Origin of the sequence: Corynebacterium callunae DSM 20147 (genome assembly GCF_000344785.1) — a bacterium.
GTDB classification, from domain to species: domain Bacteria; phylum Actinomycetota; class Actinomycetes; order Mycobacteriales; family Mycobacteriaceae; genus Corynebacterium; species Corynebacterium callunae.
The window spans coordinates 2,281,046-2,294,256 of sequence record NC_020506.1 but is presented as its reverse complement, the minus strand read 5'-3'; the positions used below and the strand labels follow the sequence as shown (position 1 = coordinate 2,294,256).

The window sequence follows — 13,211 nt, the reverse complement described above, 5'->3', positions numbered from 1 at the left end:
TTCACATGTAGAAGGGAAGTGAGTTCGAGGATGCTTATTGTTTATTTCTCCTCGGCCACCAACAACACCCATCGTTTTGTGCAAAAACTGGGTTTGCCCAATGTGCGGATTCCGCTCACCAGAGTGGATGCGCCACTTAAAGTTAATGAACCTTATACCTTGGTGGTTCCGACTTATGGGGGCGGGGTAACGATGTCCGGGGAACATGCCCGGCCAGTGCCCCCGCAAGTGATTCGCTTCCTCAATGACGAGCACAATCGCAGCTTCATTCGAGCTGTGGTTGCCGGCGGAAACACCAATTTTGGTGCGGACTATGGGCGCGCCGGCGATATCATTTCCCAAAAATGTAAAGTTCCTTATGTCTACCGCTTTGAACTCATGGGCAATGAGGAAGATGTGGAAGTCCTCCGCAACGGACTCATTAACAACGCCCAAGCTCTAGGCTTGGAACCACAAGAAACCACCAACTCATAACTTAAAAAACCTTTTTCAAACTTCTTCGAAAGGGATTATTCCTTTGTCTACAACGGGAACCACCGTCATACCTCGTGGAGATCAGATGGACTTCCACGCCCTCAACGCGCTGCTTAACCTTTATGATGATGAAGGCAAGATCCAGTTCGAGAAGGATCGCGAGGCTGCAAACCAGTACTTCTTGCAGCACGTTAACCAAAACACCGTCTTCTTCCACAACCTGCAGGAGAAGCTGGATTACCTGGTAGAAAACAACTACTACGATCCAATCGTGCTGGAGAAGTACGACTTTGATTTCATCAAGGACCTCTTCAAGCAGGCTTATGCTTATAAGTTCCGCTTCCAGTCCTTCTTGGGTGCATATAAGTACTACACCTCTTATACCTTGAAGACCTTTGATGGTCGCCGTTATCTCGAGCGCTTTGAAGATCGCGTTTGTATGGTTGCCTTGACCCTGGCTGATGGCGAGCGCGAGCTAGCTTCCAACCTGGTTGATGAGATCATGTCTGGCCGTTTCCAGCCAGCTACCCCAACCTTCCTTAACTCCGGCAAAGCACAGCGTGGCGAGCCCGTATCCTGCTTCTTGCTGCGTATTGAAGACAACATGGAGTCCATTGGACGTTCCATCAACTCTGCATTGCAGCTGTCCAAGCGTGGCGGCGGCGTAGCTTTGCTGCTTTCCAACCTGCGTGAAGCCGGCGCACCAATTAAGAAGATTGAAAACCAGTCTTCTGGTGTTATCCCAGTGATGAAGCTGCTAGAAGATGCTTTCTCCTACGCAAACCAGCTGGGTGCGCGTCAGGGCGCTGGCGCTGTGTACCTGAATGCTCACCACCCAGATATCCTGAGCTTCTTGGACACCAAGCGCGAAAACGCTGATGAGAAGATCCGTATCAAGACCCTCTCCCTCGGCGTTGTTATCCCAGACATCACCTTTGAGCTAGCCAAGCGCAATGATGATATGTACCTCTTCTCCCCATATGATGTTGAGCGCATCTATGGAAAGCCTTTTGCGGATATCTCCGTTACTGAGCTTTATGACGAGATGGTTGATGATGACCGCATCCGTAAGTCCAAGATCAACGCACGTCAGTTCTTCCAGACCCTGGCAGAAATCCAGTTTGAGTCCGGCTACCCATATATCATGTATGAAGACACCGTAAATGCAGCCAACCCAATTGAAGGCCGCATTACTCACTCCAACCTGTGCTCCGAGATCCTGCAGGTATCCACCCCTTCAGAGTTCAACGATGATCTCACCTACGCAGAGGTTGGCGAGGATATTTCTTGTAACCTTGGCTCCCTCAACGTTGCCATGGCTATGGATTCCCCTAACTTTGCCAAGACCATTGAGACCGCTATCCGTGGTTTGACTGCTGTTTCTGAGCAGACCAGCATCGATTCGGTGCCTTCTATCCGCAAGGGCAACGAGGCAGCACACGCAATTGGCCTGGGCCAGATGAACCTGCACGGTTACTTTGGTCGCGAGCATATGCACTATGGCTCCGAGGAAGCATTGGACTTCACCAACGCTTATTTCGCAGCTGTGCTTTACCAGTGCCTGCGCGCATCCAACACCATTGCACAAGAGCGTGGCCAGCGTTTCGCTAACTTCGAAAACTCTGACTATGCCTCCGGCGTGTACTTTGACAAGTTCGATCCAACTGAGTTTGCGCCAGTAACTGACAAGGTCAAGGAGCTCTTTGCCAACTCCAATATCCACACCCCAACTGTGGAGGACTGGGCACAGCTCAAGGCAGATGTAATGGAGCACGGTCTGTTTAACCGCAACCTGCAGGCGGTTCCACCAACCGGTTCAATCTCCTACATCAACAACTCCACCTCTTCGATCCACCCAATCGCTTCCAAGATTGAAATCCGTAAGGAAGGCAAGATTGGTCGCGTTTATTATCCAGCGCCTCATATGGATAATGACAACCTTGAGTACTTCGAAGATGCCTATGAAATTGGCTATGAGAAGATTATTGACACCTACGCTGTGGCAACCAAGTACGTTGACCAAGGCCTGTCTTTGACCCTCTTCTTCAAGGACACTGCCACCACCCGCGATATCAACCGCGCTCAGATCTACGCATGGCGCAAGGGCATTAAGACCTTGTACTACATCCGTCTGCGCCAGGTTGCCCTCGAAGGCACCGAGGTTGACGGCTGCGTTAGCTGCATGCTTTAAGGTCTAAAAAAGCGGCTCTCACTATTTATAGTGCGAGCCGCTTTTTGGTGTTTTATCGTCGGGGTGACAGCGTATTGCGTACTTCGTTGAGTATATTGCGCGATGCCTCCTCCGCAGCGGCTGCGTCGCGGGCGAGGAGAGCGTCGGCAAGCTTATCGTGGTTGTCAAGGGCGTCGTGCTCAGGGGTGTCGGGCTGCAGACCGTGCGCGGTGCGCCCTTCAAGAACGGCGCTAATCGACGGAACCAAGGCGGCAAACATCTCATTGCGACAATAGCGCAGGATCATTTCATGGAAGGTGATATCAGCCTCCAGGAAGCGTTGGGAAGCACCCTTGCCAGATTCGCCCAATTGGCGCATTTCCGTAGCTAGTGCCTTCAGCTTTTCAATTTGCGCGGTGGAAGCATGCAATGCAACATTGCGGGCGGCAATTGGCTCAATAGCAATACGAAGCTCAGTCAGGGACTGCAGCTGAGCCTCGCGCTGGCCTTCATCATTAAGGCGCCAGCGGATAATTGACTTATCAAAAACTGCCCACTGATCAGTTGGCAACACCGTAATTCCGATGCGACGAGAAGAAGCAACCAACCCAAGCTGCTCCAAAGCGCGCATTGCTTCACGGGCGACAGTGCGGGAGATACCAAAACGATCCCCGAGATCTTGGAGTTTAAAGGTTTCGCCTACGGCAACCTTGCCGCTCACAATTTCTTGGCCTAGTTCATCAAGAATGCTATCTAGTAGCGGCTTTGCAGGATTGGGGGTGGCAGCAATCGATGAATCGATATTCTCCGGTGTCGAGGTCATTGTTGCTTCCTTATAAAATATTGTCAGCGAAAAAATTTAATGTAATTACCATTATGTCTTGTTTGAGGATTAATGTTGGGCAATTTCCCAGAAAATCATCATTAATAACAAAAGCCCTACCTTCCTTTGCAGGAAGATAGGGCTGAAGCTATGGGAGTGGCTTAGCGGGAGCCGAGCTCTCCATCAATGCGGAGGATTCCGGAACCGGAATCGCCAGCGATACGCAGGCGGTCGATAACCTCGTTTACGGTTGCTTCTTCTTCGATCTGCTCGTTGAGGAACCAGTCAATAAGTGCGCGAGAATCGTAGTCCTTCTCAGCGTCCTGGATGGCCGCTAGCTCGCGGATCATTCCGGAGATCTTCTGCTCATGAGCCAAGGAAGCCTCGAAAGCGTCAAGTGCGGAATGAACATCCAGCTTTGGTGGAGCGATGTCCCCAATCTGGGGGGTGTAGTCGCGGTCCAGCAGGTGCTGTGCAAACTTCTGAGCGTGTACCAATTCTTCTTCGCTCTGTGCCTTCATCCAGTCGCGCATACCGGTGAGGCCCAAGTCATCCAAAACGTAGGAGAGTTGGAGGTAAACCATAGAAGCTTCAAGCTCTGCGGTGACCTGATTGTTGAATGCTGATGCGATCTTCTCGTTGATTGTCATGGCCCCTAAGTTACACAAGCTTTTGGAGGCTGTCAGCAAAGGTTAGCCCAGCATAACCCGCATTTTTACCTTTGGGTTGGCTAAGTTATCTAAGGTTAGTTGTACCTTAAAAGTAGGGAATTTTAGAGGCCTAAAATGACCAAAATTCAAGGAAAATGATTTAAAGGTTTATCTAAACGGCAAGCTTAAAGCAATAATTAAAGCCGATTGAAGCGAGTGGCATTGAGAGGCGCGGCGTGTCAAGGTAAATAGCTTAAGAGTGGCGGGATAATAGCCCGCGATTGAAAAATGGACTCACATAAAGTTGATAATGTGAGAAACTTAACATTAAATCCTGTGGGGAAAGTTGCGTATGTGGCGTGCGGGAAGGGCACTTCAAAAAGACCCGAGGCGAGCGTCTCTCGGGGAATAGAACCCAGGTATGCTTGGTTCCTAAATGTGTCCACTCTGCGCGGAATGACCCTAGTACTTCACGAGGGCTCCCGGAGTAGCACTTAAAACCAATAGTTAGAAGGGGAGAGCGCACCATATGGCTGCCGATTCTGATCTGAACACCCACGATTCCTACCTAAAGGCCCACACTGCACCAGTGAAGGCAATTAACTGGAACTCCATCCCAGATTCCAAGGATCTCGAAGTATGGGAACGCCTCACCGGCAACTTCTGGCTTCCTGAAAAGGTGCCAGTATCCAATGACATCAAGAGCTGGGGCACTCTCAGTGAGTTGGAAAAGCAAGCCACCATGCGTGTGTTCACCGGTCTGACCCTGCTTGACACCATTCAGGGCACTGTCGGCGCAATTTCTTTGCTCCCTGACGCTGATTCCCTGCATGAGGAAGCAGTGTTGACCAACATTGCATTCATGGAGTCTGTTCACGCAAAGAGCTACTCCAATATCTTCATGACCCTTGCTTCCACTCCAATGATCAATGATGCTTTCCGTTGGTCTGAGGAAAATGAGAACTTGCAGCGCAAGGCGAAGATTATTCTTTCCTACTATGAGGGTACAGATCCTCTGAAGCGCAAGATTGCTTCTGTGATCCTGGAGTCCTTTCTCTTCTACTCCGGTTTCTACCTTCCTATGTACTGGTCCAGCCACTCCAAGCTGACCAACACCGCCGACGTGATCCGTTTGATCATCCGCGACGAGGCTGTGCACGGTTACTACATTGGTTATAAGTACCAAAAGGCAATAGCTAAGGAATCTCTAGAGCGTCAGGCAGAACTGAAGGAATACACCTTCGATCTGCTTTATGATCTCTATGACAATGAGACCCAGTACACCGAAGATCTTTATGATGAACTCGGCTGGACCGAAGACGTCAAGCGCTTCCTGCGTTATAACGCCAACAAGGCACTGAACAACCTTGGATATGAAGGTCTTTTCCCAGCGGATGAAACCAAGGTTTCTCCTAATATCCTTTCTGCACTTTCCCCCAACGCAGATGAAAACCACGACTTCTTCTCTGGTTCTGGTTCTTCCTACGTTATTGGCAAGGCAGAAAATACTACGGACGACGACTGGGACTTCTAAGTCCTAAAAGCTTTTAGATTCACTTAAGGTCACACCTCCTGCGGGGGGTGTGGCCTTTGTTGATTTTGCAATGCAGAGAAGAGCTGCATTTAGGGTGCAATCTTTGGCCGCATAGTCGGCCTTTTTAAAGCTTGGAAAATAGATTTGAGGTACTGGCGGCTTTCAATTCTTAATGGTTCTTATAGAGCTTAAAAGGTCAGGTGGGGTACCCCTCAACCTTTAGGTTGAACCCCCGCGGGGGGAGAATTGCAGAAGCTGGAAATTTATTGGTGGGGGAGTGGTGTGCTGGGGAAAGGAATAGAAAAATGTGAAACCCTTCACAACTTTGAATGAAACTCACTGCCCAGGGCTAAATGAGCCTGGGGTGTGGGTTGGATAAAGTTGGGAAAACATTTTTTTTAGGCCTGAAAAGGGATTACAGTTAGCTGCATACCGCCCATTTTGGGTTGGCATCGGATCCTGCTTGTCACATAAGATCAGGCAGTGTTGTTAAAGGACGGTTTAAATCCGAATGGATCGTCCCGTAGTCAGGAGGAACCTATGACCGCTGTGGCGCCTAGGGTCGACGGGCACGTCGCCCCACAGAGGCCCGAGCCGACAGGACATGCTCGCAAGGGCAGCAAAGCGTGGATGATGTTGACCACCACCGACCACAAGCAGCTGGGCATTATGTACATCATTATGTCTTTCAGCTTCTTCTTCCTCGGTGGTTTGATGGCTCTGCTTATTCGAGCTGAGCTTTTCACCCCAGGCTTGCAGTTCCTGTCCAATGAGCAGTTCAACCAGCTGTTCACCATGCACGGAACTGTTATGTTGCTGCTCTACGGAACCCCGATCGTCTGGGGTTTCGCCAACTACGTCTTGCCACTGCAAATTGGCGCACCTGACGTAGCTTTCCCACGTTTGAACGCCTTTGGTTTCTGGATCACCACCGTTGGTGGTGTCGCAATGCTGACTGGCTTCCTCACCCCTGGTGGTGCGGCAGACTTCGGCTGGACCATGTACTCCCCACTTTCCGATGCAATTCACTCCCCAGGCCTTGGCTCTGACATGTGGATCGTCGGCGTTGGCGCTACCGGTGTTGGCTCTGTTGCTTCTGCAATTAACATGCTGACCACCATCCTGTGTCTCCGTGCACCAGGTATGACCATGTTCCGCATGCCTATCTTCACTTGGAACATCTTCGTTGTTTCCGTCTTGGCACTGCTGATCTTCCCACTGCTGCTCGCTGCAGCTCTGGGTGTGCTTTATGACCGCAAGCTCGGTGGACACCTCTACGATCCAGCAAATGGTGGCTCCCTTCTATGGCAGCACCTCTTCTGGTTCTTCGGACACCCTGAGGTTTACGTCCTGGCACTGCCATTCTTCGGCATCGTCTCTGAGATCATCCCTGTGTTCTCTCGTAAGCCAATGTTTGGCTACGTTGGCCTGGTTTTCGCAACCTTGTCCATCGGCGCACTGTCCATGGCTGTGTGGGCTCACCACATGTTCGTTACCGGTGCGGTTTTGCTGCCGTTCTTCTCCTTCATGACCTTCCTGATCTCCGTTCCTACCGGTGTTAAGTTCTTCAACTGGGTAGGCACCATGTGGAAGGGCCACATCACCTGGGAAACCCCAATGATTTGGTCTGTTGGCTTCATGGCAACCTTCCTCTTCGGTGGTTTGACCGGTATTATGCTGGCTTCCCCTCCATTGGACTTCCACTTGTCAGACTCCTACTTCCTGATCGCGCACTTCCACTACACCCTCTTCGGTACCGTGGTGTTCGCATCTTGTGCAGGCGTTTACTACTGGTTCCCCAAGATGACCGGCCGCATGCTCGACGAGCGTCTGGGCAAGATTCACTTCTGGCTCACCTTCATCGGCTTCCACGGCACCTTCCTTATCCAGCACTGGGTAGGAAACATGGGTATGCCACGTCGTTACGCTGACTACCTTGATTCCGATGGTTTCACCATCTACAACCAGGTTTCCACCATGTTCTCCTTCCTGCTTGGACTGTCTGTCATCCCATTCGTATGGAATGTCTTCAAGTCTTGGCGCTACGGTGAGCTCGTTACCGTTGATGATCCTTGGGGTTATGGCAACTCCCTCGAGTGGGCAACCTCCTGCCCACCACCACGCCACAACTTCACCTCTTTGCCACGTATCCGTTCCGAGCGTCCAGCTTTCGAGCTGCACTACCCTCATATGATTGAGCGCATGCGTGCTGAGGCTCACACTGGACATCACAACGATATCGATGCTCCAGCGACGGGTTCAGCCCCGATCCATGCTGCTGGTCCACGTTCATAACGTGACAGCAACAACCTGACTAGATGAAACCCCGACAATTTGTCGGGGTTTTGTCGTATCTAAACACAACTCCAATGTCGTAATCTGCGTGCTGACATGAGACAATAATTTGCGTGACTGAACTCATCCAGACTGAAGATCAAGATAACTTAGCCGGCCAGCACGTAGCATTGCGTGAAGGCTACCTGCCGGCTGTAATTACGGTCAGTGGAAGGGACCGCCATGGCGTTACTGCCGCCTTTTTCCGGGTCCTCTCTGCTAACCAGGTGCAGGTTCTGGATGTAGAGCAATCTATGTTCCGTGGCTTCCTTAACTTGGCAGCCTTTGTCGGTATTGCACCGCAGAAGGTGGAAACTGTCACCACCGGACTCACCGATACCTTGAAGGTGCATGGCCAGTCTGTCCTCGTAGAAATTCAGGACACCGTGCAATCTTCCCGCCCTCGTTCCTCACACGTTGTGGTGGTTTTGGGTGACCCAGTTGATGCAATGGATATTTCCCGCATTGGCCAGACCTTGGCTGATTATGATGCCAATATCGATACCATCCGTGGACTTTCTGATTACCCAGTAACCGGCCTCGAGCTGAAGATCACCGTGCCAGATACTAGCCCTGGTGGTGCGCAGAAGATTCGTAAAGCTTTGGCTGCGCTGACTGCAGAGCTGAATGTCGATATCGCTATTGAGCGCTCCGGTCTGCTGCGCCGTTCCAAGCGCCTGGTCTGCTTTGACTGCGATTCCACCTTGATCACCGGTGAGGTTATTGAGATGCTGGCAGCTTATGCCGGTAAGGAAGCAGAAGTAGCTGCTGTTACTGAGCGTGCAATGCGCGGCGAGCTCGACTTTGAAGAGTCCCTGCGCGAGCGTGTTAAGGCTTTGGCCGGTTTGGATGCTTCTGTAATCGATGAAGTTGCAGCCGCAATTGAGCTCACCCCAGGTGCTCGCACCACCATTCGTACCCTTAACCGCATGGGTTATAAGACTGCTGTGGTTTCCGGCGGATTTATCCAGGTTTTGGAAGGTCTTGCTGAAGAACTAGACCTGGATTATGTACGTGCCAACACTTTGGAAATTGTTGATGGCAAGCTCACCGGCAACGTTATTGGCAAGATTGTGGACCGCGCTGCCAAGGCTGAGTTCCTCGCTGAGTTCGCCGCAGATTCCGGACTGAAGATGCACCAAACTGTCGCTGTTGGCGATGGTGCAAATGACATCGATATGCTCTCCGCAGCGGGTCTTGGTATTGCATTCAACGCTAAGCCTGCGCTGAAGGAGATCGCCGATACCTCAGTGAACCATCCTTTCTTGGATGAGGTTTTGCACATTATGGGCATTTCCCGCGATGAAATTGACCTCGCTGACCTTGAGGATGGAACCTTCCACCGCGTTCCTTTGCCTAACAATGCCTAAAGAAGCGCTTTTCGACGAACCACTGCGCATCGCTCACACATTATTGTCCGAGCGCGCGGGCGACGGCCCGCACGGCGAGGATCCTAATGACCCGGCAACGGTGCAGGCAATGCAAATTGCCCTGCATATCCCCAAACAGGATGCCCCGCGCCGGACTGATGTACTGGAAGCGGCGGCTCGCGCCGTCGTAAAGCTCTGTCTTGATGAGCGAGTGGCAACTGACCCGGAGTTTCGGGCGGCGCTGGAGCGTTGGTATGGCCATTTGATCCGCAAGGTGGCGCGGCGCGCGCGCAATACTGCCTGGGTAAAGGTGCAGGATTTAACCGGTGTGACCGTCGATGATGATGGGGCGCAGGTACGTGCATTTTTGCCAAGTGCGGTCAGTGAAGTGCCGGCGGATATTCGGAAACTGCAGATTTCGGGCACCGAATTGCCGCTGGATCACCCCAATGATATTTCCGACGATGCACCCGTGATTTATGTGGATGGATCTTTGGACATGACCTTGGGCAAAGCTGCTGCCCAGGTGGGTCATGCTTCGATGTTATTGGCTGCCCACCAGTCTTATGAATGGGTAGCAGCTTGGGCGCAGGCTGATTTTGCTTTGCATGTGCGTGAAGTTTCGACTGCGGAATTTGCGGAATTTTTAGCAGCCCCGGGTGCAGTTCCGGTGCGCGATGGTGGATTTACTGAGGTTGCACCCAATACTGTGACTGTTGTTGCGATTCCATAACGTCCGCTGTGCTCCGGACTCCTAGCTTGTAGGGTGTAAATTAACCCCCACCTATCGCAAGGAGGAATTGTGACCAATCCATATGGTTCTCAATATCCAGGTCAAGACGATGAAAATCAACAATGGCCTTATGGCCAGTCCGGTCAACCCGCTCAGCCTGGTCCCTCTGACCCTTATGGTCAGCCCTTTCAGCAATCGGCCTATGCTTTTGATGGTTATGCGCCAGCGCCGGCTGGTGGCCCGCAACCTCAGGCACAAGAGGTTCAATGGGGAACCTTTGATATCGGCGATGTTTTTAGCAAAGCCTGGAAAGGTTTTTCTGCTACCTGGGTTGCGTGGGTAGTCTCCGCTCTAGTTTTCTTCGCGGTACTTACCATCAGCCTGGCAGTCCTCATGGTTCCCTTGATGGGAGCCATGGTCGCAGCCAGCGAAAGCAGTACTGCGGTAGCCACTGGCATCTTTGGAACAGTTGGTGTGCTTGGCTTTATTGGAATGCTGGTGGCCATGGTGGTGACATTTATTTGGACACTTAATTGTTACCGCAATGCCCTGGCCGTGGTGCGTGGTGAAGAGATCAGCTTTGCTAGCTTCTTTAAGGTTCAAGGACTGGGCAAACCAGTTTTGGTCTATATCATTGTTGGCATCTTGGTCGGTATCGGCATGATTGCGCTTTATGTGCCAGGCTTAGTCATAGCTTATCTGCTGGTTTTTGCAGTGCCTGCGTCCTTCCACATTGCTAACTTAGGTGTCGGCGAAGCTCTAAAAGCCAGCTGCAAGGCAGTTTCCAGTAACTGGGTACCAACTATCCTTTTGCTGCTGGCAGTGTTTGCTTTGAATTTCATCGGCAGTTTCACAATTGTGGGAATGCTGGTAACCACTCCTTTGACCTACCTGCTTTATGCCTACGCATTCCAGACCATTATCCGTGGCCCAATTGCCCCTAGGGTCTAGCACCCAGGTCTAGCATCCGGGGTTCGCGGAATTAGCGCAGTTGTAATGCGCGACCAACTTTTACGTCACCGGCTTATTGAGCCACCAGGCGTTTAAGTGCGTCGCGCACTACTTTTGGTTTGGTGGTTTCCCAAAAACGGGGCATGGATGAACGGAGGAAACTGCCATATCGTTTAGTGACAAGTCGATGATCAAGCACTGCAACCACACCGCGATCGCCCACATGTCGCAGTAGACGGCCAGCTCCCTGCGCCATTAATAGAGCAGCATGAGTGGCTGCTACTTCCATAAAACCATTACGGCCTTCAGCATCCGCCGCTTCTTTTCGAGCCTGCAATAGTGGATCATCAGGTCGGGGGAATGGGATACGATCAATAATCACCAATGACAAAGACTTGCCCGGCACATCCACACCCTGCCAGAGCGTGAGGGTGCCAAAAAGACACGTATTTTCACTGTCCGAGAACTTCTTCACCAAAGCTGCCGTATTGTCATCACCTTGGCATAAAACATCAAAAGGCAGACGGGCACGCATAGCCTTGGTAGCTTGCTCAGCCGCCCGGCGTGATGAAAAGAGCCCCAGTGTGCGGCCACCAGCAGCCATGATGAGTTCATAAATCTCATCCAGAGTTTCCTCAGGCAACCCATCGCGGCCGGGATCTGGCAGATGCTTTGCGGTATAGAGAATGCCGGAGCGGGCTGGATCAAAAGGCGTGCCAGCATCGAGGCTATCCCAGGTGCCCTTAGGTAAGCCCCAGCTGGCAGCCATGGCATTGAAGTTTCCGCCAATGGTTAGGGTGGCGCTGGCCAATACCACGGTATTGTCCGTAAAAAGCTTGTCGTGCAAAAGGCCTGCCACGGAAAGTGGCGCCACATTGAGGGAATCTCCGCGTCGCTCATCATGGTTATGCCAGACCACGTCGAGTTGTTTGGCGGGGTCTTCTTCCTCAAAAACCTCCAAAATTCTCACAATGGCATCATGGATCTCCATGAGGTGATTGCTTAAGTTCTGACGCTCAGCAAATCGCTCCGGATCATTGGCGGCTTCGCCCTCTGGAGAACTGGAAATCTGCGCACGCAAATTCCACAGCGCATCCTTGAGCGCAACGAGCGTGCCCTTAGATCCTTCATCCATGTCATTCCACCGGCCCGGTTGCATACTTTGCAGTAGCAATTCCAGATCGCCAGCGAGCTCATTAACCTTGTCTTCGCGTTTATCAGAATCCAATTTGCTGGCTCTGCGCGCTGCGAGATTAAGGGAATTAACAGTGATTTCCGCCGAAGCAACCGCGGTGATGCGGCCATCTAGTTCGTGTGCCTCATCGATAACCACAACCTCGTGCTCGGGGAGCACGGCCACATCGGAGAGTGCATCGATAGCTAGGAGGGCGTGATTGGTGACCACCACATCAGCTTCTTTTGCTTTGCGACGAGCCACCTCGGCGAAGCAATCCTCGCCATGCGGGCACCTGCTGGCCCCGATACATTCCCGAGCAGTCACACTGACTTGCTTCCACGCCAGCTCAGGAACACCAGGATCGAGATCATCACGATCGCCAGTTTCGGTTTCATTAGCCCATTCATTAAGTCGCACAATGTGCTTGCCCAACCAAGAGATATCTTCCTCAGAAATAAGCGAGTCTTCCTGAGCAAGTTCCTCTTGTCGCGCCACCTTATTCATACACAGATAATTGGATCGGCCTTTCATAATGGCAAAGGTGGGGCGGCGCTCCATTAAAGGCTCCAGGGCATCTGCCAAGCGGGGGAGATCGCGATGCACCAACTGGCGCTGCAAGGCGATAGTAGCGGTAGAGACGATCACTGTGGAGTCAGTATTTTGGGCAAAGCGCATGGAAGGTACCAAATATGCCAAAGATTTACCAGTACCTGTGCCAGCCTGGACAGCTAGGTGGCGCTTATTTTCAAAAGCCTTGGTAACTGCTTCCGCCATGGCTTCCTGCCCAGCGCGCCGGGCTCCGCCGAGGGACTCAACTGCTGCGTTTAGTAATTCCACCGTAGCGGCATTTAGCGGTTCGCTCGGTGTGGGCTGTTGAGTGTTTTCGGCGTCAGACATCTGTTTTAGTCTATCTTTCCGGGCTAAAGAACACGAAGTGCAAGGTCAGTTTCAAAGACTTCCAGCGTAGGCAAAAACCCTTGGTTGTCAGGGAAGAC

At 51.8% G+C, this 13,211-nt stretch carries 10 protein-coding genes; 7 read left to right on the top strand and 3 right to left on the bottom strand.

What is annotated here, in order from left to right:
- The first annotated feature begins 30 nt into the window (after nucleotides 1–30).
- Together nrdI and nrdE are read left to right on the top strand one after the other, a co-directional pair.
- A complete protein-coding gene (gene nrdI / locus H924_RS10725; protein ID WP_015651982.1) occupies nucleotides 31–474 on the top strand; it encodes a class Ib ribonucleoside-diphosphate reductase assembly flavoprotein NrdI in 444 nt (147 codons plus the stop codon).
- Nucleotides 475–559: 85 nt separating this feature from the next.
- On the top strand, nucleotides 560–2,665 hold the full coding sequence (gene nrdE, locus H924_RS10720) for a class 1b ribonucleoside-diphosphate reductase subunit alpha (protein WP_042392718.1): 2,106 nt from the start codon (nucleotides 560–562) through the stop codon (nucleotides 2,663–2,665).
- Between the two features lie 52 nt (nucleotides 2,666–2,717).
- On the opposite strand, the gene H924_RS10715 is transcribed toward nrdE, so the two are convergent.
- Together H924_RS10715 and H924_RS10710 are read right to left on the bottom strand one after the other, a co-directional pair.
- The gene (locus H924_RS10715) at nucleotides 2,718–3,467 is read right to left on the bottom strand and encodes a FadR/GntR family transcriptional regulator (RefSeq protein ID WP_015651980.1); all 750 of its coding nucleotides are present in this window, start codon (nucleotides 3,465–3,467) and stop codon (nucleotides 2,718–2,720) included.
- Between the two features lie 161 nt (nucleotides 3,468–3,628).
- The gene (locus H924_RS10710) at nucleotides 3,629–4,117 is read right to left on the bottom strand and encodes a ferritin (protein WP_015651979.1); all 489 of its coding nucleotides are present in this window, start codon (nucleotides 4,115–4,117) and stop codon (nucleotides 3,629–3,631) included.
- A gap of 529 nt (nucleotides 4,118–4,646) precedes the next feature.
- Between H924_RS10710 and nrdF the strand changes: the two genes are divergently transcribed.
- The 5 genes from nrdF to H924_RS10685 all read left to right on the top strand — a co-directional run bounded on the left by nrdF (nucleotide 4,647) and on the right by H924_RS10685 (nucleotide 11,039).
- Complete coding sequence (gene nrdF / locus H924_RS10705) at nucleotides 4,647–5,651, top strand: class 1b ribonucleoside-diphosphate reductase subunit beta (RefSeq protein ID WP_015651978.1); 1,005 nt, start codon at nucleotides 4,647–4,649, stop codon at nucleotides 5,649–5,651.
- A gap of 540 nt (nucleotides 5,652–6,191) precedes the next feature.
- Nucleotides 6,192–7,946, top strand: a complete 1,755-nt coding sequence (ctaD, locus tag H924_RS10700) for an aa3-type cytochrome oxidase subunit I (protein WP_029703934.1) — start codon at nucleotides 6,192–6,194, stop codon at nucleotides 7,944–7,946.
- A gap of 113 nt (nucleotides 7,947–8,059) precedes the next feature.
- Nucleotides 8,060–9,355 (top strand): phosphoserine phosphatase SerB, encoded by a 1,296-nt coding sequence (serB, locus tag H924_RS10695; protein ID WP_015651976.1) that lies wholly within the window; start codon nucleotides 8,060–8,062, stop codon nucleotides 9,353–9,355.
- Nucleotides 9,348–10,088 carry a peptidyl-tRNA hydrolase gene (locus H924_RS10690; RefSeq protein WP_015651975.1) on the top strand — a complete coding sequence of 247 codons (741 nt, stop codon included), beginning with the start codon at nucleotides 9,348–9,350 and terminating at the stop codon, nucleotides 10,086–10,088. Before serB ends, H924_RS10690 begins: the two co-directional genes overlap by 8 nt.
- Before the next feature lie 69 nt (nucleotides 10,089–10,157).
- Complete coding sequence (locus H924_RS10685; RefSeq protein ID WP_015651974.1) at nucleotides 10,158–11,039, top strand: DUF2189 domain-containing protein; 882 nt, start codon at nucleotides 10,158–10,160, stop codon at nucleotides 11,037–11,039.
- 73 nt (nucleotides 11,040–11,112) lie between these two features.
- On the opposite strand, the gene H924_RS10680 is transcribed toward H924_RS10685, so the two are convergent.
- Nucleotides 11,113–13,113, bottom strand: a complete 2,001-nt coding sequence (locus H924_RS10680) for an ATP-dependent DNA helicase (RefSeq protein ID WP_015651973.1) — start codon at nucleotides 13,111–13,113, stop codon at nucleotides 11,113–11,115.
- Nucleotides 13,114–13,211 lie beyond the last annotated feature (98 nt).

Coding starts and splice junctions, on each gene's coding strand:
- H924_RS10680 (WP_015651973.1), bottom strand. CDS start 13,113: ATGTCTGACGCCGAAAACACTCAACAGCCCACACCGAGCGAACCGCTA.
- H924_RS10715 (WP_015651980.1), bottom strand. CDS start 3,467: ATGACCTCGACACCGGAGAATATCGATTCATCGATTGCTGCCACCCCC.
- nrdF (WP_015651978.1), top strand. CDS start 4,647: ATGGCTGCCGATTCTGATCTGAACACCCACGATTCCTACCTAAAGGCC.
- nrdE (WP_042392718.1), top strand. CDS start 560: ATGGACTTCCACGCCCTCAACGCGCTGCTTAACCTTTATGATGATGAA.
- H924_RS10710 (WP_015651979.1), bottom strand. CDS start 4,117: ATGACAATCAACGAGAAGATCGCATCAGCATTCAACAATCAGGTCACC.
- H924_RS10690 (WP_015651975.1), top strand. CDS start 9,348: ATGCCTAAAGAAGCGCTTTTCGACGAACCACTGCGCATCGCTCACACA.
- ctaD (WP_029703934.1), top strand. CDS start 6,192: ATGACCGCTGTGGCGCCTAGGGTCGACGGGCACGTCGCCCCACAGAGG.
- nrdI (WP_015651982.1), top strand. CDS start 31: ATGCTTATTGTTTATTTCTCCTCGGCCACCAACAACACCCATCGTTTT.